Raw genomic sequence first — 23078 nt, forward strand, 5'->3', positions numbered from 1 at the left:
GGCTACGGATGCAGCCCCGCTCAGGATCAAGCGCCAGCCTTGGCGGCGCGTGTTTTTGCCTTGTCCGCCAGGTAACGCTCGAGCGTTGCCAGAGGCGGCCGGCTCCCGTCCAGTTCCGCGACCGGCACGCCCGAGAAGTGAGTCGCTTCGGTGAACCAGCACTCCTGCGGCGGCAGGCCCCAGCGCAAGGTCAGGCCGGGCACTTTCACATCCCAGCGCACCGGCTCGACCTCGCTGTCGATCAGCAGGTAGTGATCGCAGAACAGTTCCACCCGGTGGCCATCGGGGTCGCGCAAGTAGACGAACAACACGCCCGCCGGACCATGTCGTCCGGGGCCGCGTTCCACCACGTCGCCCATGCCCATGTTGCCGGCGACGTCACAAGCACGCAGGATGCTGTGCGAATCCGACACCGTGTAGGCGAAGTGATGCAGGCGCGGGCCGGGATTCTCGAGAAACACGATGTCCTGCGTGCCGGGCTTGCGGAACATGAAGGTCAACCCGATCCGGCCTTGTGGGACGTTGCTGTGCGCAGTTGCGGCTACATCCAGTCGCGACAGGCAGTCAGCAATGCGCTGACGACAATGATCGCTTGATGGCTTGACGCTGCACCGCCGAGATGAAAGGGCCAGCGCCGTGACACTGCCGATACTGACGCTGGATGAACACGCGTTGGACCCGCGGCTTGGGTACGTGTTTCAGCGCACCTGGCTCCAGCCTTATGAATCGTTGGTCGGCATGCTCTGGAAATTCGCTCACATGAATCGATTGCCAGGACACCTCGTGATGTCGCAGTTGTGTAGCCATCCGATCGATCCCTATGAGGGTGCCGTGCCCGCAAGCATCGATGTCGCACGAGTCGCGCGGATGCTCGGCATCTCGCGGCGCATCGTGCGCGAGGGCATCTGTCACGCCACGAACGACACGAGCCCCTTCTTACGGTTTTGTCCAAGCTGCATCAGCGCTGCCTATCACAGCCGGCTATTCCAGCTCGAGCGCCATGCGCGGTGCCCGATCCACGGTGACGCGCTGCGCGATGTCTGTCGGCGCTGCGGTCGATCTTCCGCCTTCAGGCTCGACTCACAGTTGCTGGATGCACCTTTTCGCTGCAAGCACTGCCGCAGGTGCTATTCCTCACTCGGCTATGCGCCGCCAACAGTCTACAGGTGCCTTGCGCCAAAAGCGCGCGCGGCTGTGACACGCGCCGCTATCGGTTGAATACCCTTGCCGCGCAGTTGCCACGTGCGTCGCTGGCGAGGTGCCGGGTCAGCGATATCACACTTAGAGCTTATCCGTAAATTATGTTGACGTCGGCAGGTACCTTGCGGAAGGCGATGATGGCGGCAGCAAGGTGGTTGAGGGCGACGAAGCTGCGCTCGAGTTTCTCGTAGCGTACGAGCAGCTTGCGGAAGCGGTTGAACCAGCTATGGCAGACCTCGACGACCCAGCGTCGTGCCTTCTTGGTCGGATCGCGCCGCTTGATGTCGGCTTCGGTGCCTCGACCAACGACGTGAGGGATGTAGCCGTTGCGCTCGATGGTGCGAAGGTGCTCGGCTCCACGGTAGCCCGCGTCGGCGCACAGATGTTTGTGTCGCCGATATGGCGGATCCTTGCGCCTGACGACGATGGCTGCGAGCACGTCGTCAAGCCTCTTGCAGTCATGGACGTTGGCCCCTGTCACGACGAGCGACAACGGGACGCCACGGCCGTCCACCAACAGGTGGCGCTTGCTTCCTTTTTTTTTCCCCCGATCCGTCGGGTTGGGGCCCGCGGCTTCCTGTGCCAGTGGCGCCTTCATCATCGCGCCGTCGATGCTCTGCCAGCGCCAGGCAATGCCCTGCATCTGGTCGTATTCGGCCAAGCCCGCCTTCCAAAGAGCCTCGAAGAATCCCGCGGCCTCCCACTCAAGAAATCGCTTGTGGATGGCGCTTGCGCTGCCGAAGCGCTCCTTGGGCAGCGCCTTCCACTGGCAGCCCGTACGCAGCACGTAGACGATCGCCTCGAACACCAGTCGAGCCGGCTTTGGTGGTCGCCCGGCCCCTGGCTTGCGCATGTAGATTTTCTCTGCCGCCAAGCGCGCGGGAATCAGCGGCTCCACCCGCTGCCAGAACTCATCGCTTACCACCCACGACTCGATACGTTTCGCCAAGATCTTGATCCATCGCCGCGCCCAATGCGGCTCGGATCGACAGTTTATCTATTTACGGATAAGTTCTTAGGTTGCCGCATAGTCATGGAGTCCGGGCCTGCAGTGGCGGAGCGCGGATCGGCTGCCCGCGAGCCAACGTCAGCAAGATGATCATCGGAGCGCCGCAGTGCGTGCAGACGAAGGTCGGTTGAGCATGGCAGGGCTCGGTATCAAGGCTTGCGCTTTGCGCGCGCGAGTCAGCCTCTTGACCCAGCAGATCGCGGACGCGCGCCAGGCTGGCAGCGCGATTGCCGTTGGCCAGGAGCCCGTAGTGTCGGATGCGATGGAAGCCGCTCGGCAGCACGTGCAGCAGAAAGCGGCGCATGAACTCATCGGCATCGAGCGTCATCGTCTTGCGCCGGGTGCGGCCCTTGGCCCGATAGTCCTTCCAACGGAAGGTGACGCCTTGTTCGTCCATGGCAACAAGCCGGCTGTTGGAGATGGCGACGCGGTGCGTGTAGCGAGACAAGTAGGCCAGAACCGCTGCGGGACCCGCGAACGGTCGCTTGGCGTAGACGACCCATTCGCACTTGCGCAGCGGCGCGAGCCAGGCCGCAAAGGCGTTCGCGCCGGTCAACGCAGCAAACTCGCCAAAGAACCGCAGGCGGCCCGCACGGTGCAGCTGTGCGAGCGCTTCGAGGAAGCGCCTTCTGGGGTGATCGTCCTTTCCGTGTAATTTGATACGGTTTGCCCCGAGAGCCTTGTCTGGCGCGGGTTTCAGGCGCTGGCGCAGGATCCTGAACGCTGCGCCTCGGTGGCCGCCGGTCCCCATGTACAGTGCGCCGACAGCCTGAATTGGTCGGTCATGTCCACCTATGTCTATCGCTTCGTCGGTCTGGAAGCGCTGCCCGGTCGCCTGACGGACTTCGACCTCCAGCAGTTCTTCCAGCTTGGAACTCATGATGTCGAGGCGATCCGCCTGCGGTTCAGATCCGACCGGCGAGTCGCAGCCGCGCTACAACTCCTGTTCCTGCGCGCGTGCGGTCGCCCGATGGATCGCTTTTCGGTGTTGCCACGCAATCTGCTGCGGTACGTGTCCGAAACGCTGGCGCATTGCGCCGCCGCTCACCGTGAGCCACGCGGAGATCGACCGCGCCATCGCCATCCTCGACCGCGCACTGCGCGAGAGCCTGGACGAGATTGCCAGCCCGGCCCCCGTCGCGCTGGCGGCTTGACAGGCACGGTTTGCATCATCATGAACCACCGATCGATCTTCATCGGCGCGGCACTGGTGCTCGCCGTGGCGGGTGCCAGCGCGCAGGACAGCGGGGGCACGCTGGCCAAGGCCAGGGCGGCGGGCACCATCACCATGGGCGTGCGCGAAGCCTCGCCGCCCCTGTCGTATTCGCTGGGCGGCAGCTATGTCGGCTACCACGTCGAACTGTGCGAGCAGATGCTCGGCAAGCTGCTGCCCGGTTTGGCGATCCGGCAGATGGCCGTGACTTCGCAGAACCGGGTGCCGCTGCTGCAGAACGGCACCATCGACATCGAGTGCGGCTCCACCACCAACAGCGCGCGCCAGCAGCAGGCGGCGTTCGCCAACACCACCTACATCACCGAGGCGCGGTTCGCGGTGCGGGCAAGCAGCGGCGTCCAGTCGGCGGAGCAGCTCAAGGGCAAAACCATCGTGACCACCACCGGCACGACGCTGGTGCAGCGGCTGCGCAAGCTGGAGCAGGAAAACAAGGGTTTCGGCCTGAGCATCGTGTTGGCCAAGGATCATGCGGAAAGCTTTCTGCTGCTGGAAACCGGACGCGCCGACGCATTCGCCATGGACGACAACACGCTGGCCGGAAACATCGCCAATGCGCGCAACCCTGGCGATTTCAGGATCGTCGGCAAACCGCTGGGCATCGAGCCGATCGCGATCATGTTGCGCAAGGACGACGTGGCGTTCAAGAGCGCGGTGAATGCTTATCTGGGCGACGTGATGGCTTCGGGTGCGCTCGAGAAGCTCTATGCGAAGTGGTTCATGGCACCGATTCCGCCTCGCAACGCCATCATCAACATTCCATTGAGCGATTCTCTGAAAGCGGCGTTCCAGTCTCCGAACGACCGACCGGCCGAGGCCTACGAAGAGAAGCCCTGAGTACGGCAAGCCCGGCCTGCCGCACTGCGCTCAGCGACCCGTGCCCCAAGCGCGTGTCGAGGAGCCCGCTCTTCTCGGGAATTAAACCGAAGAAGCTTGCGTCGCTCAGAGCGTGCCCGGGCGGCATCGCCAACAGGTCCGAATACGCTTGAGTTGAACAGGCGTCGGCGCCCGATGCCTTGCGGTACGCTTGTGCCACGTGGATGCAGAGCCACTCATCGCGCCGGCAATGTTTTCGACGATGACGGTCTGATTGAGCTCCTCGCCAACCCGGGCGGCGAGCACGTGCGCGCCGATGTAAGAGGCCTGCCCCGGCGGGAAGCCGACGATGATCTGGATCGGCCGATCCGGATAGGCGTCACCCTTGGACGAAGGACTTCGTGGCCGGGGTTGCCGCACCGGCCGCCGCGATGAAGGTGCCGCACGGCGCGGTCGGATGGAAGCCGCGGTTGTGGAAGTCGGGCGCCCCCACGGTTGCGAGCCCGCAGCCGATCTCCAGCGCGGCGATGAAGGCCAGCAGCACCTCCGCGCCCAAGGCGCCGTTGCCGTAGATATGCGCGCGCCCTGCTTCATGTGACGCGGGAGAACACGCGGCCGATCGGTTAGGCTGCCGCCGAGAAACAGGCGCGGCGCGGAAGCCTGTCGAGACTGCTCGCGCGGGCGGGGGCAGCGCCACGCGGTCCAGCGCCGCAATGGCATCGCGGGGCCAGGTCTATCTTGTCGCAGCCAGGCTCTCGTGTAGGTGACTGATCGACGAGGTGCCAGATCAGAGAAGCAGTCTTTTCAGCGCCAATATTCGCAGGTGTTGCGAAGCCGTAAAAGATCGATTCCTAGCCGCTGTAGACCAATGCTCAACTTGCCGTCTTTGGCTGGCGCTTCGCGGAAGATCCCGAACGCTTAACGCTGGCCTTCAGCCCTGAAATGATCGGCCCTTCCACCGCGCCCGGAATCTCGAGCGGCATGAAGGCAATGCGATCAGCTTCCTGAGGCGTCAGGCCGAAGCCGACCAGCACGCTTTGCAGGATGAGTTCCGGGTGGTTCGCGCGCGTGGGTTCAGTCAGCATGGTCTCAATGCCGTAGAAGATGGAGCCGAGCACGATGTCACGTGCCACGCGCACGCTGTCGACCGTCAAGCGGTTCTGGCTTTTGGCAAGTTCAAGATCTCGCGTGAGATAGATGTCGATCATCTGGCCACGGGTGGCGATGCGCGTTCCAACCTGCGTGATGAAGCTGCCCCATACCGGATAGCGCAAGGCCATCTGCATGTAAAGGCGCGTGCCGGCCGCGAAGCGTTCAACCGGATCGTCAAGGTGAAGCACCAGCGGATCGACGATCTGGAGCACTTCGTCGCTCATCGCGGTAGCGAGCGCGAGCAGCAGCTCGTTGGTGGTCTTGAAATGGTTATAAAAGGTGCCGCGCGACACGCCCGCGGCCGCGATGAAGTCGTCAATCACGGCGACATCAGGCCCCTTCTCGCTAAACACCGCCAGTGCACTTTCGAGCAGGCGCAAACGCGTCTTCTCGCGGCGCTGCACACCCACCCTCACGCGGTGGTCTTCGACCTTCAGCTCACTCTCTACGTTTGCCATCGGCGTGGAGCGTACACGAGATGCCCGGCCGGAATGAGCGTGCCTGTCACCTAGGGAAATCCCTGTCATTTTGCCCTCCATGTCATATTGACGAAATCGTCATATCGGATAGAGTTCGTTCTAGACAAACAGTCTAAATCAACCCAGAAGGCAAACACCATGAAGCTGCTACGCCATGGCCCCGTTGGGGCAGAAAAACCTGGAGCGCTCGACTCAGACGGACAAGCGCGCGATCTTTCCCTCCTCGTCCCGGACTTCACGCCCGACTGGATGGCTCCCGCGAAGCTCGAAGCATTGAAGGCGATCGATTTGGCCCGGATGCCGCTGGTGCCCGCTGGTGCCCGGCTCGGCACCCCGGTGGCCGGTACGCGGCAGTTCGTCGCCATCGGTCTCAACTACCGCAAGCACGCCGCGGAATCGGGCCTCGAGATCCCCAAGGAGCCGGTCGTCTTTACCAAGGCGCTGACCTCACTGGCAGGCCCGAATGACGACGTGGAACTGCCCGAAGGCTCGGAAGCTGGAGATTGGGAGATCGAGCTTGGCTTCGTGATCGGCACCCAAGCGAAGAAGGTTTCGGTGGCCGACGCGCTTTCACACGTCGCGGGCTACTGCCTGGCCAACGACGTGTCAGAGCGGGACTGGCAGATCAAGCGCAACGGTCAATGGGGCAAAGGCAAGAGCTTCGACGGTTTCGGCCCGATCGGCCCGTGGCTCGTGACCAGCGACGAACTGCCCGACCCGCAAGGAATACCCCTCGAACTGGCAGTCAACGGCGAGATCCGGCAGCGCAGCAACACGGCCGACATGATCTTCCCGGTGGCCGAGATCGTCTCGTACCTCAGCCAGTTCATGACCCTTCTGCCTGGCGACGTGGTGATCACCGGCACACCGGAAGGCGTCGGGCTCGGCGTCAAGCCCAATCCCGTCTTCCTGCGCCGTGGCGACGTCATGACCCTCAGTGCCGGTCCGCTCGGCACACAGCGCCAGCAAGTGATCTGACCCGCCGCGGTCGGACGCAAATCCCAACGAGAGACAAGACCGTGCACCGCACGGTCGCGGGCGCAGCTTTGCCCGAATCCAAGGAGACCACGATGACTCAGAACCAGGGCAAGCACGAACCGCTGTTGGCTGTGCACTCCGTCGACGAATTCGTCTTCGGCGTGCCCGACCTTGAAGTGGCGCGGCACTTCTATTCAAGCTTTGGCTTGGACGCACGAGATGAGCGCGGCGCGCTCGCTCTTTATACCTTCGGCCATCCGCATCGTTGGGCGCGCATTGTGCGAGCCGACACCAAGCGCTTGCTTTGGCTCAGTCTCGGCATCTACGCAGATGATCTGGCTCGCTACGAGGAGCACCTGGCTGCACAGGGCGCTGAACGTATCGCGCCACCTTCCGGCGCAGGCACGGATGGGCTTTGGATCCAGGGGCCCGATGGGTTGGCAGTGCAATTGCGCGTCGCCGAGAAATCCTCTCCCTCGCAGCCGTCCCCGCGCGAATTTCCGCCCGAGAGCGCCAACGTCGGCCGCTCGCCGAGCCGCAGCAAAGCGCAGGCGGCGCGCCCGCTCTATCTATCGCACATCCTGCTGTTCAGCGCGGACGTGGATAGTGCTCGCCGGTTCTACGAGGACGTGATGGGTCTGCGACTTTCGGACAAGTCCGGATCCGTGATCGCCTTCATGCACAGCCCACACGGCAGCGACCACCATCTCATCGCCTTGGCGAAGTCCGAAGGCCTGGGGTTGCACCACAGCAGTGGTGCGTGCCTTCCATCGACGCCGTAGGTATCGGCACGCAGCAGATGGCCCAAGCTGGCTATGCGCGAGGCTGGGGCATCGGTCGACATGTGCTGGGCTCCAACTACTTCCGCTATGTGCGGGACCCGTGGGGCAGCTACGCCGAGTACTCCTACGACATCGACTTCGTTTCGCCCGACAACGCGTGGCCTTCGGCAGACCATCCGGGCGAGGACTCCCTTTATGTCTGGGGGCCCGCGTTGCCCGAGGACTTCATTTCCAACCACGAACTCGCGAACCGCTGACCCACGGATCCACCGACTTGCACTAACACCAGGAGCACACCACCATGAGCCAACATATTCCCCTCTACGACGTTGTCCAGATCGGCTACGGCCCGGTCAGCGAAATCATGGCCCTTGCGCTGGCGCGCCAAGGTCGCAGCGTGGCCGTGTTCGAACGCTGGAAGATTCGCTTCGCGCTGCCGCGTGCGGTCTGCATCGACCACGAGTTGTACCGCGTGCTGTCGGCCCTTGGCATGAGCAAGGATCTCCCGGCGGTCAGCCATAAGGGACCGATGTATCGCTGGTTCAACGCCGACTGGAAGGAACTCCTGGCCATCGATTGGGAGTCGGAGTCGATCTCCGGCGGGCCGGAAGTCAACTTCGTACATCAGCCCACGCTGGAGAAGATGTTCGAGGACGTCGTTCAAGCCTGCCCCAACGTCGAGCTCAACCTCGGCTGGGAAGCGATCGAAGCGACCCAGACACCAGACTACGTCGAGTTGGTGGTGCGCGACTTCGAGACCGACGAACGCCGCACCGTGCGCGCCAAATACCTGATCGGCGCGGATGGCGCCAACAGCCTGGTGCGCGAGGCGATCGGGTCGACCCAAGAGGACCGCGGGTTCGAGGCTGACTGGCTCGTGATCGACGTGCTGCCGAACGAGGGCGTGACGCTCGACATTCCGCCAGCGGCGCAGTGGTGCAACCCGACGCGTCCGACGACGATCGTGCCTGCCGGCGTCAAGGACGGCCGCTACTTCCGGCGCTGGGAGTTCATGCGCCTGCCGCACGAGACGCGCGAGGAACTCGAGCACGAGAATGTCGCATGGGATCTGCTTGCACCCTGGGTCAAGCCGGACCAGGCCACCATCGTGCGGCACAAGGTGTACACCTTCCGCTCGCTGCTCGCCAACACCTGGCGCAGGGGCCGGATGCTGATCGCCGGTGACGCGGCGCACGTGATGCCTCCCTTCATGGGGCAGGGCATGTGCGCCGGCTTGCGCGACGACTGGAACCTGGCGTGGAAGCTGAACCTGGTGCTTGACGGCAAGGCCGACGACAGCCTGCTCGACACCTACCAGCCGGAGCGGCGGCCGCATGTGAGCGACGTCATCGACCTGTCGATGTATCTGGGCAAGATCATCTGCATCCCGGATGCCACCAAGGCAGCTGAACGCGACCAGGCCTTCTTCAGCGGCGAGGCGCCGCCGCCGCCCGCCTTTCCCTGCCTGACGGACGGCATCCTGCGCCGCGGAGCCGATGGTGCCGTGCAAGCGCCGGCCGGGTTGCTCAGCCCGCACGGCAGGATGGTGGCCGGTGACCGCGAGGGGCGTTTCGACGACCTGGCCGGACTGGGCTTCGTGCTGGTATCGCGCAGCGCCGCCGTCGAGGCGTCGCTCGGTGAAAAACAGCGCGCCTTTCTCGACAAGCTCGGTGCAAAGCGCGTGCAGATCGCTGCGCGCGGGACAGAACCCGACGCGGGCGTGCTGGTCGACCTTGACGACAAGTTCATCCCGTACATGACGCAGCACGGCATCGACGTCATGCTCGTTCGGCCCGACTTCTACCTCTACGGCGCGACCGACAAGGTCGACGGCGTCAATGCACTGGTCGACGACCTTGCCGCTGACCTGCAGCGCAACGGGGTGCGGCTGGATCGCGCGTGGACTGCGTCGCCGACGCAAGTCGACGAGCGGCTGGCCAAGCACGCCTGAAAACTCCCATTACCGAAGGAAGCAAGCCATGACCACGCACATCGCCATCCAGCCGAGCCCGGCTGCGCACAGGGGCTCTAGCTACGAATGGAAGACCGTCACCCTGTTGTGCCTCGGATTCGGCCTGGTCGGCATCGACCGCTTCATGATCCTGCCGCTGTTCCCGGTGATCTCGAAGGAGCTGAACCTCGACTACCAGGACCTCGGCCAGATCACCGGCGTGCTGGCCATCGCCTGGGGCGTCGCTGCGCTCTTCATGGGCAACCTCTCTGACCGCCTCGGGCATCGCAAGGTGATCATTCCTGCGATCATCGTCTTCTCGCTGCTGGCAGGCCTCAGCGGACTTGCCACCGGCGTCGGGAGCCTGATGATCATTCGCGCGCTGATGGGCGTGGCGGAGGGCGCCTACACGCCGGCCAGCATCGTCGCCACCATCGACGCGTCCAAGCCGAGCCGTCAGGGCATGAACGTCGGGATCCAGCAGGCGGCCCTGCCGCTGTTCGGCCTGGGCATCGCACCGATCCTGGTCACGCAGTTGCTGAAGGTCGTGGAGTGGCACTGGATCTTCGCGATGGTGTCCATCCCAGGCTTGGTGATTGCCTATCTGCTTTACCGCGGACTTCGCAATCCCGATCCGAAATCAGCTGCGGCGCACACCGCGACGCACGACGCAGCGGCCCACCCGTGGAGCGACGTCTTCAAGTACCGCAACATCCCGCTCAACATGATCGGCATGTTGTGCTGGCTGACCAACCTGGTGGTGCTGAGCGCCTTGCTGCCCAGCTACCTGATCGACTATCTGCACCTGACGCTGGAGCAGATGGGTTACGTGCTGTCGGCCATCGGCTTCGGCGGCACGCTGGGCACGCCGGTGATGCCGGCAGTGTCGGACCGGATCGGACGCAAGCCCGTGATGATCATTTCAGTCTGCGGAGCGGCCATCGGCCTGTACTTCCTGATGCACGCCGGGGCCGAGCCCTTCGCGCTCTTCGCGAGCCTGGCCGCGACGCTCTTTTTCATCTTCAGCATGATCTGCCTGACCGTCGGTCCGATCAGCGCGGAGTCGGTCCCGGCCACGCTCATGTCGACGGCCTCTGGCATCGTGATCGGCACCGGCGAAATCTTCGGCGGCGGCATTGCACCGGTCATTGCGGGTTACGTGGCCCACCACTATGGCATCCAGTACATCATGCATCTGGCTGCGATCGCGCTCGTGGTCGGATTGGTGGTGACGCTGTTGCTCAAAGAGACCGCGCCCGCCCGGCGCGGCTGATACCGCCGCCACGCGCGACGACAAATTCTTGGGCGTATCCGGGCCGCGACTTCACCGTGCGTCTTGGGCGATTTCTAGCTTGTTTTTTCGCCGCGCCACGGCTCTCTCATTTCGTCTCAACCTACTTTGCGAGCATTGTCCATGACTGAACTTTCCACCTGCTTTTCCCACAACAAACCGAGCGACACATCCTTTGTCTGTGGAGGTCTGCGCGACTTCTTCACCTATCGAGATCTGGGCGTCGACGAAGCGACGGGTGGTCGCGTCGTGGCGCAGTTGGTGCGCGCCAATCAAGAGCCCGAGAAGGGCACTGGCTGGCATGTACACGAGGCACAGTTTCACATCGTCTACATGCTGAAGGGCTGGGCGCGCTTCATGTACGAGGATCGCAACACGCTGGTGGAGGCCGGGGATTGCGTGCATCAGGCACCGGGCATCCGACACTTCCTGTTCGACTATTCACCCGACATGGAATATCTCGAAGTCGTTGGGCCTGCCGCGTTCGGGAGCATCGAGGCAGATGGGCCGTGCGCGGTGCCAGCGCCAACGCCGTGGGGCTCGCGGGTCATAGCGTGAGCGCCGAACCACGAGATCCTGCGCGTCGCGCTGCGCTCGGCAAGGCAGTGTCGGTTGCGGTGGCCCTCGCTGCTGGAGGCGGCTCCGTCGCCGCCGCTGAACCGCCATCGGAAGTGGCGGCGAATGTCCCGCTCGTTGCCGCCAAGGGCAATGGTGCAAGCAACGCTGGCCTCCGGTGCACCTGCGGACTGATTGACGCGCACTCGCACTATCTGCCTCCGACGTATGCACAGGCGTTGGCTGACGAAGGGTTGGTGACGCTTGATGGAGGTTTTCCCGTGCCGCAGTGGTCAGAAGAAAAGGCACTCGCGCACATGGATCGACATGACATCGAGGCGTCGATGTTGTCGGTCTCCTCCCCGACGGTCGGATTCCTCAAGGATCCGCTGGCGCGACGGCGACTGGCACGGGAGGTCAACGAATTCGCGGCCACCTTGGTAAAGAGCAAACCCAACCGGTTTGGAGCCTTTGCAACCTTGCCGCTGCCGGACATCCAGGCCTCACTGGACGAAATTGGATACGCACTGGAGGTGCTTCACCTCGACGGCGTCGTCATGGAAACGAATGTCCATGGGATCTATTTGGGCGACGCGCGGCTAGATCCGATCTTTGCGGACCTCAACCGACGGCGCGCCACTTTGTTCCTGCATCCGACCTCGCCCCCATGCCTGGAAGCGGTGGGACTGGGAAGACCCGCGCCCATCCTGGAATTCCCGATGGACACCGCACGCACCGTCACCGACCTGATCTTTGCCGGCACACTGGCCCGCTATCCGGACATCCGCATGATCATTCCGCACGCGGGCGGCGCATTGTCCGCGGTGGCCGAGCGAATCGCGGCGTTCTCGTCGCTCCCATTCCTGAACCAGCGGCCAGCCGGCGGCGCAGCGGAGGTCAACCGTGTGCTCGCTTCGCTCTACTACGACCTGGCTGGATCGGCGAGCGATGCTGCTATTGAGCGGCTGCGCCGGCTGACATCGACGACCCACATCCTGTTCGGCAGCGATTTCCCGTTCACCCCGGCGGCAGGCATCGAAGCCAATGTCGAGAGCTTTCGCACGCTCACGGGCTTGACGATTTCCGAGCACGAGGCCATCGCAAAGGGCAACGCGATCCGGCTGTTTCCTCGATTCGCTATCAGCGGCGGAGCTGAGCGTCGAAGCTGATCACGCGTGGCAACGAGGTCGAGGACCGAAGTGTCGGCCTAAACCCACTTGCACGCCTCCCGCTCGAAGCTTCCTGACGAAGACCTTACCGAACGTGCGAACCGAAATGAGTTTGCAGGTTCTTGCGTACAACCTGCGGCGGGCGATCAAGATCCTTGGCGCTATGCGCTGACGCGCTGGAAATCGCTAACCGCTATCGCGACGACGATCGCATCGAGGTGGACAACAACGCAGCCGAGCGCGCCCTGCGCGGCATAGCTCTTGGAAGATCCAACTACCTCTTCATGGGCTCGTCACCAGGTGATCGGGCCGCACCAAGTCGGACGCACGCGAGTGGATGCTCAAGGTCAGCATCATCGGCGTCGGCCGGGGGGCACTGATACACCATTTCAAAACCAACGCGTAGTTGCTTGCTCGCCCTTTGTTGCTTCGCTAGGCCACACCACCAGTGCGTGCAGCTTTCGCTTGCTCATCACCGTACTTAGAAGTCGAAACAGACCCGGTGCGTCCCTTTTCCCTGCGGCATTCGCAAGCCCTCAGGTCGCGGTGGTCGCCGGAAGCAACCGGTCGTACTCGGACTTGACGACCGCATAGCACTCGCAGGTGCGCTTCTCCAACCCCGCGCGATCCAGCACCGAGATGTGACCTCGCGCATAGCGGATCAGACCCGCCTGCTGCAGCTTGAGCGCCCCCTCCGTCACGCCCTCGCGCCGGACGCCGAGCATATTGGCGATCAACTCCTGCGTCATCACGAGGTCGCTGCCCTGCAGGCGGTCGAGGCTCAGCAGGAGCCAGCGGCACAACTGTTGGTCCAGCGAATGGTGCCGGTTGCACGCGGCCGTCTGCGCCATCTGCGTGATCAATGCCTGGGTATAGCGCAGCAGCAGGTGCAGCACCGGGCCGGCCCGGTTGAACTCCTTTTTCATGAGATTTGCCTTCAATCGGAACCCATGGCCGGCGCTCTGGACCACGGCGCGACTGGGCGTAGATTCGCCGCCCATGAAGAGCGAGATACCGACGATGCCCTCGTTGCCCACCACCGCGATCTCGGCCGAGGCACCGCTTTCCATCACGTACAGCAACGATACGATCGAGGTGGTCGGAAAGTACACGTGGCTCAGCGCCCTGCCCGATTCGTAGAGCACCTGTCCCAATGGCATGTCGACCGATTCGAGTTCCGGGAACCACCGCTTCCGCTCGGCGTCGGGCAATGTGCACAGCAAGTGGTTATCCAGGGGGTCGGGGGACTTGGGCATAACGCAACTCCGCAATAAGACAGGCACCAAGATCCAGTCGGAGCCGCGTCCACCGCATTGCTCACGATGAAATCCAGTATAGGCATCGCGGAGCGACTGTGTGCGGTGTCGCACAGTGACTGCGGCCGGAGTGTTCCATATCAGGCGGGTGTGAGTGGACCTGACCAGTTCGGGCAGCTCGCCGGGGGACCGCGCGATGAGAATGCCAATGAGCACCCTCGCGCGCTCGCCAGCGACGTTGAGCGGTCGCGCAGACTAGATGCGGCGGAGCAGCGCACGGCCCTCCCGCACGCAACGGGCACCCCCGTGACATAGCCAGCGCGCCGGCAATGTTGCAAGCGAATTCGCGTGTGCGGCACCGTGTATGTTCGACACCGCACAGACTGGTCTTCCTCAAACAGTTACAGAAGAAGTCGTACGCCTTTGAAGAACAAATGGGCGGCATCCGATAAATGAACCGGCAAAAGCCAAGGACTGGAGCATGCGTAACTTTCTCGCCAACAATCGGGAGGAGGTGGTTTCACGCTGCAAGTCGAAGGTTGCGCTGAGGCCTCAGCGCTCCGCCACTGAAAAACAGTTGGCAAACGGCATTCCGTTGTTCCTCGACCAGCTGATCAAAACCCTTGAAGCGGAAGATGCTGACAAGCCCGCGGAAAGCATCAGGATCTCGGGGCCCTCAGGCGGAGATTCGATAGACTTGTCGGAAATGGGGGTGGGCGCCGCTGCCCATGGCAAGGAACTGCTGAAGCTAGGCTACACGGTGGATCAGGTCGTTCATGACTATGGCGACCTTTGCCAAGCGATCACGGATCTTGCCTTTGAACGCGACGCCCCCTTCGCCATCGGGGAATTCCGCACTCTGAATCGCTGCCTGGACAATGCCATTGCGGACGCTTGTCGGCGCCGGTTGAATTTTGACCCACCCTGCCGGTTGAACTTTGACCCGGGGACGGATGCCGGCATCGTGGATGCCGACTGTGGATAACTGTAGCTCGTTCCCCCTTTCTTGCCTTGCTTGTTGAAGCCGGTTGTTCGGTCTCAGAAGGCGCGGAGGGCGAAGCCCGTAGCGCCTTGTCCCTGCCTGCGGTCGATCAGGCGAGGTTCGCTGGTGGCGCTTTGGCTTCCTTGCGTTCTTGCTCCCGAGCGCGGATGCGCTTCTTCGAGTTGGCCGTGGCGTGAGTGATGCGGTAGCTCTCGTTTCCCGTCTCCACGATGTGGCAGTGGTGCGTGAGCCGGTCCAGCAGCGCGGTGGTCATCTTCGGATCCACGAACACGCTGGACCATTCGGCGAAGTCCAGGTTGGTCGTCACCACCACGCTCGTGTGCTCGTAGAGCTTGGAGAGCAAGTGGAACAGCAACGCTCCTCCAGCCTGGCTGAAGGGCAGGTATCCCATCTCGTCGAGCACCACCGCGTCCAGGCGCAGCATGCTCGCGGCAATGCGCCCGGCCTTGCCTTGGGCCTTCTCCTGCTCCAGCGCGTTTACCAGATCGACCGTCGAGTAGAAGCGCACGCGCTTGCCGTGCTGCGTGATGCCCGCCACGCCGATGGCGGTCGCAAGATGGCTTTTTCCGCTACCTGGCCCGCCGACCAGGACAACGTTGTGCGCCTCGTCGGTGAAGGCCATTTCCGCCAACTGCATCACCAGCTTGCGGTCCACCGGCGAGACCTCGAAGTCGAAGCCCGCCAAGTCCCGATGCACCGGGAACTTTGCTGCGTTCATCTGGTGGCTCACCGAGCGCGTGGCACGTTCGGTCGTCTCGGCACGCAGCATCTGCTCGACCAGCCAGCGCGATCGCTCCAGCTCGGCCTTGTTCTGCTCCAGCAGATCCGCCCAAGTCCCGGCCATGCCGTGCAGGCGCAGCGCCTTGAATTCGGCAATCACGTCACGCGTCATGGCCGGCCTCCTGGATGTCGCGCAGCCGGTCGTAGCGGGCGGTGTCGGCGCTCGGCGGCGTCAGCACCTGCAGCGACGTCACCACGTTGGCCGGCCGCGGCGCAGCGTTCAGACGCCCCAGCACGTTGATGACGTGCTCGACGCTCACCCGCCCGGACGGGGGCGCTCCGTCGAGCGCCAACTCCACGGCCACCAGCACCGCCTCCAGTCCCGCCGTCGGCACCAGGTCCAGCACCTTGGCCATGACGCGATCGCCACCGTTCTCGCGCAGCAACCCGCGGCGCAGCCGTTGCAATGCCGGCGGCAGGTCGGCGAACGGCGCCCCGTTGCGCAGCGCCCCCGGCTTCCTCTGCACCAGCGGTATGTAGTGCTGCCAGTCGTAGCGCGTCTTGCCTTTGTCGCTCAGGCGCTCGTGCTCGGCCACGACGGCATCGCCGGCCACCACCGTCACGCGCGTCGGATACAGATGGGTGCTGACCATCTGCCCGGCCAGCTCGCACGGCACCGAGTAGCGGTTGCGCGCCACCGACACCAGGCAGGTGCTGCTGACCCGCGCCACCTCCTCGACGTAGCCATCGCGGCCTGCTGCCGCCCGCGCGCGGCGAAGTCCATTGGCAAGGCCGCGCGATCGCGGCGCAGGGCGCGGACTTCACCGGGCAACTGGCCTACCTCGGCCACGCAGACGGACTGCGCGGCGAACTCACGCTGCGCGAGAACCTCGTCTTCTCGCTGCACATCGCCGGCCGCCGGCCCGACGCCGTTGCCAGCCGCATGGTGCTGGAACGGCTGCAACTGGCCGGGCGCGAGAACGACCTCGTGCGGCTGCTGTCGCAAGGCCAGCGCCGCCGCCTCGCGCTGGCGCGCGTGCTGTTGAGCCAGCGCCCCCTGTGGCTGCTGGACGAACCGCATGCCGGCCTGGATGCGGACGGCGAGCAGGTGCTCGAAGCCTGCCTGGCCGAGCATGCCCAAGGCGGTGGCCTGGCGGTGCTGGCGACGCACCGAGCGGGCGGCGGCGATGCCCTGGACATGGACGGACTTCACGATGGCTCCCGCCATGATTCCGATCATCGGCCGTGAGTTGCGCACGGCGGCGCGGCGGCCGATGGACGCGCTCGGCGCACTGCTGTTCTTCGTGGTGGTGGGCACGCTGTTCGCGCTGGCCATCGGGCCCGACCCGGCCCTGCTGCGTGCCATCGGCCCGGGCGTGGTCTGGGTGGCGGCGCTGCTCGCGCTGCCGGTCTCGCTGCACCGGCTCTTCCTGCCGGAACTGGAGGACGGCGTGCTGGAGCAACTGCTGCTGTCTCCCCGCTCCCTGCTCGGCCTAGTCTGGGCCAAGGTCGCGGCGCACTGGCTCGTGACCTGCCTGCCGCTGTTGCTGGTAGCGCCGCTGCTGGGCCTGCAGTTCGAACTGTCGACGCCGGCGATCGTGGTGCTGCTGGCCTCACTGCTGCTGGGCACGCCGACCTTGTCGTTGCTGGGTGCGCTCGGTGCCGCCCTGACCCTGGGCCTGCGCGGCAACGCCTTGCTGGCGCTGATCATGCTGCCGCTGTGCGTGCCGGTGCGGTCTTCGGCAGTGGCGCGGTCAGCGCCAGCCAGCAGGGCATGCCGGCCGGCCCGCACCTGTCGATCTTGGCGGCCTGGCTGCTGCTGGCGGCCTTGCTGTGTCCCTGGGCCGTGGCATCCGCGCTGCGCCTGGCGCTCGAATGAAGGGCCGAGCGATGGACGGCCTGCGCCCCCTCGAACCCACGTTGCGGCGCGAGGCGCACGGCGCGCCTCGCGGCCGCTGGCGGCGCTTGGCCTCGCCACCGGTCTTCCATCACTGGGCCGGGCGCGCCTTGCCGTGGTTCGCCGCGCTCGCGGCCCTGCTCGCGGTTGCCGGGCTGTTCGTCGGCTTCGTCGTGGCGCCCACCGACCACCAGCAGGGCGAGGTCTACCGCATCATCTTCATTCACGTGCCTGCGGCCTGGATGTCGATGTTCATCTACCTGGTCGCGGCCTTCCATGCGGCCCTGGGCCTGGTCTTCCACACCCGCCTGTCGCCGCTGATGGCGCGCGCCCTGGCACCGACCGGCGCATTGTTCACCATCATCGCTCTGTGGACCGGCATGGCCTGGGGCAAGCCGACCTGGGGGCACTTGGTGGGTCTGGGACGCGCGCCTGACCTCCGAGCTGATCCTGCTCTTCCTGTACCTGGGCTACCTGGGCCTGGTCTCGGCCATCGACGATCCGCGGCGCGCCGACCGGGCCGGGGCCATCCTGCTCTTGGCCGGCGTCGTCAACGTGCCGATCATCTACTTCTCGGTGCAATGGTGGAGCACGCTGCACCAAAGGGCCTCGATCAGTTTCACTGCCGCGCCGACGATGGCGCATACCATGGTGCTCGGCCTGCTGCTGATGGCGCTCGCCTGCTGGGCCTATTCGGTGGCGGTCGCGCTGGCGCGGGTGCGCTGCCTGATCGCCGAACGCGATGCACTGGCGAGGCGCGCATGACGCAAGCCGGCGCCCATCTCCTGTTCATCGTCGTGGCGTACGCCCTGCCTTTGCTGCTGCTGGCCTGCGAGGTCTGGCACGTGGCGCGGCGCGGCCGCGGGCAGACACCGCCACGGGAGGCAGAGGATGAAACCTAGGAACCGGCGCCTGGCCTTCGTCGCTGCCGGCCTGCTGGTGCTGGGCGCGGCGACCTGGCTGGTTCTCGATTCGCTGCAGTCCAACGTGGTGTTCTTCTTCACGCCGAGCCAGGTGGCGGCCCACGCCGCGCCGCGCAATGGCGCCTTCCGGCTCGGCGGGTTGGTGGAGGAAGGATCGCTGCAAAAGGCCGCGGATGGCCTGGCGCTGAGCTTTGTGGTGACTGACCGGGCACAGCGGGTGCCGGTGCGCTACCGCGGCCTGCTGCCCGACCTGTTCCGCGAGGGCAAGGGTGTCGTGGTGTCCGGCCGCCTGCAGGGCGACGGCAGTTTCGCTGCCACCCAGGTGCTCGCCAAGCATGACGAGAACTACATGCCGCCCGAAGCCGCGACGGCACTCAAGCAGGCGCGTCCGGCGGAAGCACGCGCCGCCACGGAGGCAGCGCAGTGATCCCCGAACTCGGTGTGTTCGCACTGGTGCTGGCGCTGCTGCTGGCGCTGGTCCAGGGCAGCCTGCCGCTGGCCGGCGCGCATTGGGGCGTGGCCGGCTGGATGGCGGTGGCGCGGCCGGCCGCGGTGGGCCAGTTCGCCATGGCCATGCTGGCCTTCGCGTGCCTGGCGACTTCGTTCCTGCAGAACGACTTCTCGGTGCTGTACGTCGCTTCCAACTCGTACACGGACCTGCCCGCCGCCTACCGCTTCTCCGCGGTGTGGGGCGGGCACGAAGGCTCCATGCTGCTGTGGCTGTGCATACTGGCGGCATGGACGCTGGCGGTGGCGCGCTTCAGCCGGCAACTGCCGCCGGCCTTCGTGGCACGCGTGCTAGCGGTGATGGGCTGGCTGAGCGTGGGCTTCCTGCTTTTCATCCTGTTCCTGTCGAACCCCTTCACGCGCCTGATGCCGCCAGCGCTGGAAGGACGCGACCTGAATCCGCTGCTTCAGGACCCGGGCATGGTGATCCATCCGCCGATGCTCTACATGGGCTACGTGGGCTTCTCGGTGGCCTTTGCCTTTGCCATCGCGGCCCTGCTCTCGGGTGAGCTGAATGCCGCCTGGGCGCGCTGGTCGCGCCCCTGGACGGCAGCCGCGTGGATGTTCCTGACCCTGGGCATCCTGCTGGGCAGCGCCTGGGCCTACTACGTCCTCGGCTGGGGCGGCTGGTGGTTCTGGGACCCGGTGGAGAACGCCTCCTTCATGCCCTGGCTGGCCGGCACCGCGCTGCTGCATTCGCTGGCCGTCACGGAGAAGCGCGGGGCCTTTCGCAGTTGGTCGGTGCTGCTGGCCATCCTGACGTTTTCGCTCAGCCTGCTGGGCACCTTCCTGGTCCGCTCGGGCGTGCTGACCTCGGTACATGCCTTTGCCGTCGATCCGGGCCGGGGCCTGTACATCCTGGCCTTCATGGTGGCGGTGGTGGGTGGCTCGCTGCTGCTCTTCGGCTGGCGCGCGCCGCGCATCGGCATGGGCGGCAGCTTCGCTCTGCTGTCGCGCGAATCGATGCTGCTGGCCAACAACGTGGTGCTGACGGCGGCCGCCATGTCGGTGCTGCTCGGCACCCTCTACCCACTGGCGCTGGACGTGCTGCGCGGCGAAAAGATCTCGGTCGGGCCGCCCTACTTCGAAGCGGTGTTCATACCGCTGATGGCACCGGCCATCTTCCTGATGGGCGTCGGGCCGGTAGCCCGCTGGAAGAACGCCCACGTGCCCGAACTGGCGCGGCGCCTGCGCTGGGCGCTGGCTGTCGCGGGGGCGGTTGCACTGCTGTGGCCGTTCGCGCTTCCGGCTGAGCAGCGCGCCTGGGCGCCGGTCTCCACCTTCGCCTTGCTACTGGCCGGCTGGGCACTGGGCAGCGCCGGCATTCATGCCTGGCAGCGCCTGCATGAAGGCGCGGGGGACTGGCGCACGCGCGCGCGTCGCCAGCCGCGTGGCTGGTGGGGCATGCTGCTGGCTCACGCCGGCATCGGCGTCTTCATTTTCAGAGTGACGCTGGCCGACGGATTCGAGAGCAAGCGCGAACTGAGCTTGCGGGTGGGCGAGACGGTGTCGCTGGCCGACTACGACTTCCGCTTCGCCGGCGTCGCGCCGGTGCGCGGCCCCAACTACGACGCACAGCGCGCCAGCGTAGTGGTGAGCCGGGCCGGCCACGAGTTGATGACGTTGCATCCGGAGAAGCGAAGCTACCGGGCGCAGCAGATGCCGCTGACGCAAGCGGCCATCGACGTCGGGCCGACGCGCGATCTATTCGTCGCGCTGGGCGATCCCGCCGGGAACGACGCCTGGACCATGCGCCTGCATGTGAAGCCGTACATGACCTGGATCTGGGCCGGCTGCCTGCTGATGGCGCTGGGCGCGCTGCTGGCGGCCACCGACCGCCGCTACCGGCTGGCGCGCGCCACGCGCGCTGCGCCCGGGCCGGTGGCTCTGCCATCGCTGCCGCGGGAGGGCATCTGATGCGCTTCAAGCTGCCGCTGGCGATCTTCCTGGTGTTGGCGCTTCTGCTGGCCGTGGGACTGAGCCGCGATCCCCGCCGCCTGCCCTCGGCACTGGTCGGCAAGCCGGCCCCGGCCATTGACCTGCCATTGCTGGAGGACCCGCAAGCACGCCTGCAGACCGACACGCTGCGCGGTCAGGTCTGGCTGCTCAACGTGTGGGCCTCCTGGTGCGCGCCCTGCCGCGAGGAACTGCCGGTGCTGCAGGAGGCAGCGCGCCGCGATGGCGTCGCCCTCTACGGCCTGAACTACAAGGACCAGGTCGATGCCGCACGCGCGATGCTGAGCCGCAATGGCAATCCCTATCGCGCCTCGGCGGTCGATGGCGATGGCCGCATCGGCATCGACTATGGGGTCTATGGCGTGCCCGAGACCTTCGTGATCGATCGCGAGGGCCGCATCCGCCTGCGACATCCTGGCCCGGTGACGCCGGACATCTGGCGCGACGAACTGATGCCGCTGGTGCGGAGCCTGCAATGACGCGCCGCTGGCTCATGGGGCTCGCCTTGCTGTCGGCGGTGCGGCTCGCACAGGGCGGCCCCGGCCTCGAGGAACGCGAAGCCGCGGTGGCCGCCAACCTGCGCTGCATGGTCTGCCAGAACCAGACCCTCGCGGAATCGAATGCGCCGCTGGCGGCCGACATGCGCCGCCAGATCCGCGAGCAATTGGCTGGGGGCCGCAGCGAGGCGCAGATCCGCGACTATTTCGAGGAACGCTACGGCGCTTTCGTGCGCTACGACCCACCGTTCAGGCCCTCGACCTGGCTCTTGTGGCTGGGGCCTTTCGCGCTCCTGATGCTGGGGCTTGCACTGCTGGCGCGCATAGTGCAGCGCCGCCAACGTGCGGCGCCGCCTCCGTTGACGCCCACGGAGCGCTTTCGCGTCCAAGCCTGGCTGGAGGGTGACGAGCCGTGATCGCACTCTGGCTGGCGGTGGTCGCGCTGATCGCACTGGCGCTGGCCCTGGTGCTGCCACCGCTCTTCAGAAGCACCGGGACGGCGGACATCACGCGCCAGGCGCTGGCGCGCTGCGTCTACGCCGATCAGTTGGCGCAGCTCGGACGCGACCTGGATGCACAGGCCCTGAACGCTGGAGATCGGGCTCAGGCCATTGAGGAACTTCAGCGGCAATGGCTCGAGGAAGCTGCGCAGCCCGCGGCTGCCACGCGCCCTGCCCGGCCCTGGATGGCGTGGGGCGTGGCGCTCGGCCTGAGCCTGGCGTTGCCGGCGGCGGCGCTGTTGCTCTACCAGCGAGTTGGCAATCCGCGCGCCGCCGCTGCGCTGGCCGCCGGCCCAGCCGGCGCGCATGAGCGCTCGGGCCAGGATCTGGAGCAGATGGTGGCGGGCCTGGCCGCGCGGTTGCAGGCGCACCCGGCCGACCTCGAAGGCTGGATCGTGCTGGCGCGTTCGTACGAAGTCCTGCAGCGCTACGACGATGCGGTGCTGGCCTATCGTAAGGCCATCGAACTGGCGCCGGGCCAGCCGCAACTGCTGGCCGACTACGCGGATGCGCTCGGCTCGACCCGCCAAGGCGACCTTGGCGGCCCGGCGCAGGAGGCCATCGACGACGCGCTGGCCATAGATCCGCAGCACCCCAAGGCGCTGGCGCTGGCCGGCATGGCGGCCTACCAGCGCGGCGATACAGCCCAGGCGCGCGTGCGGTGGGAAGCAGTACGGGGCCTACTGCCGCAGGACTCCGAAGCGTTGCGCGACATCGAGGCCAACCTGGCGCAACTGGATCCGCCGAAAGCGTCCACCGACCCGCCGGTCGCTGCGCATGTCGGCGGCACCGTATCGATCGCGTCGACGTTGCGCGACCGGGTTCCACCGCAAGCCACCGTGTTCGTGCTGGCGCGGGCGCCGTCGGCCGGGCGCATGCCGCTCGCCGTGCTGCGCCTTTCTGCCAAGGACCTGCCCGCTCGCTTCGTTCTCGACGACAGCATGGCCATGTCACCCGACCGGCCGCTATCGCGCTTTTCGCCGCTGACCATCGAAGTGCGGGTGAGCATTTCTGGTCAGGCGTCCCCCCAACAAGGCGATTTGTATGGCGCTGTGCGCGACGTCGCGCTCGGGCAAGACAACCTTGCCTTGCTCGCTGACGAACAGGTCAAGTGACCATGGACTTGTGGTCTCGCGCTATTGGTTGTGCAGCGCGTCATGCTGCGATGCCGGCGGTCACAGTGAATGGGAGCGTGCTACCTGTTGG

General features: G+C 65.5%; 22 protein-coding genes and 7 pseudogenes. 21 read left to right on the forward strand and 8 right to left on the reverse strand.

From position 1 onward, the window contains the following. Nucleotides 1–26 precede the first annotated feature (26 nt). Complete coding sequence (locus tag HCU76_RS23425; protein WP_218510740.1) at nt 27–500, reverse strand: VOC family protein; 474 nt, start codon at nt 498–500, stop codon at nt 27–29. 100 nt (nt 501–600) lie between these two features. On the opposite strand from HCU76_RS23425, the gene HCU76_RS23430 reads away from it, so the two are divergent. Further along, complete coding sequence (locus HCU76_RS23430; RefSeq protein WP_218510741.1) at nt 601–1218, forward strand: hypothetical protein; 618 nt, start codon at nt 601–603, stop codon at nt 1216–1218. A 70-nt stretch (nt 1219–1288) separates the two neighbouring features. Here the strand turns inward: HCU76_RS23430 and HCU76_RS23435 are convergent, their stop codons facing one another. Next, entirely contained in the window at nt 1289–2149 is an 861-nt protein-coding gene (locus HCU76_RS23435) for an IS5 family transposase (RefSeq protein WP_213958994.1), read from the reverse strand. A gap of 82 nt (nt 2150–2231) precedes the next feature. Beyond that, a pseudogene (locus HCU76_RS23440) lies at nt 2232–2840 on the reverse strand (transposase); the annotation flags it as partial. A gap of 153 nt (nt 2841–2993) precedes the next feature. On the opposite strand from HCU76_RS23440, the pseudogene HCU76_RS36755 reads away from it, so the two are divergent. Beyond that, nucleotides 2994–3233 (forward strand): annotated as a pseudogene (locus tag HCU76_RS36755) (DUF4158 domain-containing protein); the annotation flags it as partial. Between the two features lie 150 nt (nt 3234–3383). Then, a complete protein-coding gene (locus HCU76_RS23445) occupies nt 3384–4277 on the forward strand; it encodes a transporter substrate-binding domain-containing protein (protein WP_256354387.1) in 894 nt (297 codons plus the stop codon). 358 nt (nt 4278–4635) lie between these two features. Here the strand turns inward: HCU76_RS23445 and HCU76_RS23450 are convergent, their stop codons facing one another. Both HCU76_RS23450 and HCU76_RS23455 read right to left on the reverse strand, forming a co-directional pair. Then, nucleotides 4636–4812, reverse strand: a complete 177-nt coding sequence (locus HCU76_RS23450) for a hypothetical protein (RefSeq protein ID WP_213958992.1) — start codon at nt 4810–4812, stop codon at nt 4636–4638. 316 nt (nt 4813–5128) lie between these two features. After that, entirely contained in the window at nt 5129–5866 is a 738-nt protein-coding gene (locus HCU76_RS23455) for a TetR/AcrR family transcriptional regulator (RefSeq protein WP_213958991.1), read from the reverse strand. 159 nt (nt 5867–6025) lie between these two features. On the opposite strand from HCU76_RS23455, the gene HCU76_RS23460 reads away from it, so the two are divergent. The 8 genes and pseudogenes from HCU76_RS23460 to HCU76_RS23490 all read left to right on the forward strand — a co-directional run. Further along, the gene (locus HCU76_RS23460; RefSeq protein ID WP_213958990.1) at nt 6026–6865 is read left to right on the forward strand and encodes a fumarylacetoacetate hydrolase family protein; all 840 of its coding nucleotides are present in this window, start codon (nt 6026–6028) and stop codon (nt 6863–6865) included. 92 nt (nt 6866–6957) lie between these two features. Further along, nucleotides 6958–7647, forward strand: a complete 690-nt coding sequence (locus HCU76_RS23465) for a VOC family protein (protein ID WP_256354375.1) — start codon at nt 6958–6960, stop codon at nt 7645–7647. After that, complete coding sequence (locus HCU76_RS36765; RefSeq protein ID WP_256354376.1) at nt 7626–7904, forward strand: hypothetical protein; 279 nt, start codon at nt 7626–7628, stop codon at nt 7902–7904. Before HCU76_RS23465 ends, HCU76_RS36765 begins: the two co-directional genes overlap by 22 nt. Before the next feature lie 44 nt (nt 7905–7948). After that, nucleotides 7949–9598, forward strand: a complete 1650-nt coding sequence (locus tag HCU76_RS23470; RefSeq protein WP_213958989.1) for a bifunctional 3-(3-hydroxy-phenyl)propionate/3-hydroxycinnamic acid hydroxylase — start codon at nt 7949–7951, stop codon at nt 9596–9598. Nucleotides 9599–9626: 28 nt separating this feature from the next. Continuing rightward, nucleotides 9627–10871 (forward strand): MFS transporter, encoded by a 1245-nt coding sequence (locus HCU76_RS23475; protein ID WP_213958988.1) that lies wholly within the window; start codon nt 9627–9629, stop codon nt 10869–10871. A gap of 141 nt (nt 10872–11012) precedes the next feature. Beyond that, the gene (locus tag HCU76_RS23480; RefSeq protein ID WP_213958987.1) at nt 11013–11447 is read left to right on the forward strand and encodes a cupin domain-containing protein; all 435 of its coding nucleotides are present in this window, start codon (nt 11013–11015) and stop codon (nt 11445–11447) included. Next, on the forward strand, nt 11444–12613 hold the full coding sequence (locus tag HCU76_RS23485) for an amidohydrolase family protein (protein ID WP_345944793.1): 1170 nt from the start codon (nt 11444–11446) through the stop codon (nt 12611–12613). Before HCU76_RS23480 ends, HCU76_RS23485 begins: the two co-directional genes overlap by 4 nt. Before the next feature lie 162 nt (nt 12614–12775). Beyond that, a pseudogene (locus HCU76_RS23490) lies at nt 12776–12927 on the forward strand (transposase); the annotation flags it as partial. A gap of 222 nt (nt 12928–13149) precedes the next feature. Here HCU76_RS23490 and HCU76_RS23495 read toward each other — a convergent pair. Continuing rightward, complete coding sequence (locus HCU76_RS23495) at nt 13150–13869, reverse strand: Crp/Fnr family transcriptional regulator (RefSeq protein ID WP_213958986.1); 720 nt, start codon at nt 13867–13869, stop codon at nt 13150–13152. A gap of 481 nt (nt 13870–14350) precedes the next feature. Here HCU76_RS23495 and HCU76_RS23500 point away from each other — a divergent pair. Further along, nucleotides 14351–14764: pseudogene (locus HCU76_RS23500) on the forward strand (sensor histidine kinase); the annotation flags it as partial. Between the two features lie 196 nt (nt 14765–14960). On the opposite strand, the gene istB reads toward HCU76_RS23500, so the two are convergent. Both istB and HCU76_RS23510 read right to left on the reverse strand, forming a co-directional pair. After that, nucleotides 14961–15764 carry an IS21-like element helper ATPase IstB gene (gene istB, locus HCU76_RS23505; RefSeq protein WP_213958985.1) on the reverse strand — a complete coding sequence of 268 codons (804 nt, stop codon included), beginning with the start codon at nt 15762–15764 and terminating at the stop codon, nt 14961–14963. Next, nucleotides 15754–16341: pseudogene (locus HCU76_RS23510) on the reverse strand (IS21 family transposase); the annotation flags it as partial. The gene istB and the pseudogene HCU76_RS23510, both read right to left, overlap by 11 nt. Nucleotides 16342–16391: 50 nt before the next feature. Here HCU76_RS23510 and HCU76_RS23515 point away from each other — a divergent pair. From HCU76_RS23515 to ccmI, 9 genes and pseudogenes are all read left to right on the forward strand, one after another. Further along, nucleotides 16392–16841, forward strand: a complete 450-nt coding sequence (locus HCU76_RS23515) for an ATP-binding cassette domain-containing protein (protein WP_371319887.1) — start codon at nt 16392–16394, stop codon at nt 16839–16841. Between the two features lie 25 nt (nt 16842–16866). After that, nucleotides 16867–17471 (forward strand): annotated as a pseudogene (gene ccmB / locus HCU76_RS23520) (heme exporter protein CcmB). Nucleotides 17472–17482: 11 nt separating this feature from the next. Then, nucleotides 17483–18254 (forward strand): annotated as a pseudogene (gene ccmC / locus HCU76_RS23525) (heme ABC transporter permease CcmC). Beyond that, entirely contained in the window at nt 18251–18391 is a 141-nt protein-coding gene (gene ccmD / locus HCU76_RS23530; RefSeq protein WP_213958984.1) for a heme exporter protein CcmD, read from the forward strand. Before ccmC ends, ccmD begins: the two are co-directional and overlap by 4 nt. Beyond that, nucleotides 18381–18839 (forward strand): cytochrome c maturation protein CcmE, encoded by a 459-nt coding sequence (gene ccmE / locus HCU76_RS23535; RefSeq protein WP_213958983.1) that lies wholly within the window; start codon nt 18381–18383, stop codon nt 18837–18839. The genes ccmD and ccmE overlap by 11 nt, the downstream gene beginning before the upstream one ends. Then, entirely contained in the window at nt 18836–20836 is a 2001-nt protein-coding gene (locus tag HCU76_RS23540) for a heme lyase CcmF/NrfE family subunit (protein ID WP_218510743.1), read from the forward strand. The genes ccmE and HCU76_RS23540 overlap by 4 nt, the downstream gene beginning before the upstream one ends. Then, entirely contained in the window at nt 20833–21354 is a 522-nt protein-coding gene (locus HCU76_RS23545) for a DsbE family thiol:disulfide interchange protein (RefSeq protein WP_256354389.1), read from the forward strand. The genes HCU76_RS23540 and HCU76_RS23545 overlap by 4 nt, the downstream gene beginning before the upstream one ends. Then, complete coding sequence (locus tag HCU76_RS23550; RefSeq protein WP_213958980.1) at nt 21351–21788, forward strand: cytochrome c-type biogenesis protein; 438 nt, start codon at nt 21351–21353, stop codon at nt 21786–21788. The genes HCU76_RS23545 and HCU76_RS23550 overlap by 4 nt, the downstream gene beginning before the upstream one ends. After that, a complete protein-coding gene (ccmI, locus tag HCU76_RS23555) occupies nt 21785–22987 on the forward strand; it encodes a c-type cytochrome biogenesis protein CcmI (RefSeq protein WP_213958979.1) in 1203 nt (400 codons plus the stop codon). Before HCU76_RS23550 ends, ccmI begins: the two co-directional genes overlap by 4 nt. Nucleotides 22988–23078: the final 91 nt, after the last annotated feature.

The organism is Variovorax sp. dw_308, assembly GCF_019207085.1.
Taxonomy (GTDB): Bacteria; Pseudomonadota; Gammaproteobacteria; order Burkholderiales; family Burkholderiaceae_C; genus Variovorax.

Bases quoted from the DNA above. Each gene is read 5' to 3' on its own strand.
- HCU76_RS23445 (WP_256354387.1), top strand. From the start codon at position 3,384: ATGAACCACCGATCGATCTTCATCGGCGCGGCACTGGTGCTCGCCGTG.
- HCU76_RS23455 (WP_213958991.1), bottom strand. From the start codon at position 5,866: ATGGCAAACGTAGAGAGTGAGCTGAAGGTCGAAGACCACCGCGTGAGG.
- HCU76_RS23460 (WP_213958990.1), top strand. From the start codon at position 6,026: ATGAAGCTGCTACGCCATGGCCCCGTTGGGGCAGAAAAACCTGGAGCG.
- HCU76_RS23465 (WP_256354375.1), top strand. From the start codon at position 6,958: ATGACTCAGAACCAGGGCAAGCACGAACCGCTGTTGGCTGTGCACTCC.
- HCU76_RS23470 (WP_213958989.1), top strand. From the start codon at position 7,949: ATGAGCCAACATATTCCCCTCTACGACGTTGTCCAGATCGGCTACGGC.
- HCU76_RS23475 (WP_213958988.1), top strand. From the start codon at position 9,627: ATGACCACGCACATCGCCATCCAGCCGAGCCCGGCTGCGCACAGGGGC.
- HCU76_RS23480 (WP_213958987.1), top strand. From the start codon at position 11,013: ATGACTGAACTTTCCACCTGCTTTTCCCACAACAAACCGAGCGACACA.
- HCU76_RS23495 (WP_213958986.1), bottom strand. From the start codon at position 13,869: ATGCCCAAGTCCCCCGACCCCCTGGATAACCACTTGCTGTGCACATTG.
- istB (WP_213958985.1), bottom strand. From the start codon at position 15,764: ATGACGCGTGACGTGATTGCCGAATTCAAGGCGCTGCGCCTGCACGGC.
- ccmD (WP_213958984.1), top strand. From the start codon at position 18,251: ATGACGCAAGCCGGCGCCCATCTCCTGTTCATCGTCGTGGCGTACGCC.
- ccmE (WP_213958983.1), top strand. From the start codon at position 18,381: ATGAAACCTAGGAACCGGCGCCTGGCCTTCGTCGCTGCCGGCCTGCTG.
- HCU76_RS23550 (WP_213958980.1), top strand. From the start codon at position 21,351: ATGACGCGCCGCTGGCTCATGGGGCTCGCCTTGCTGTCGGCGGTGCGG.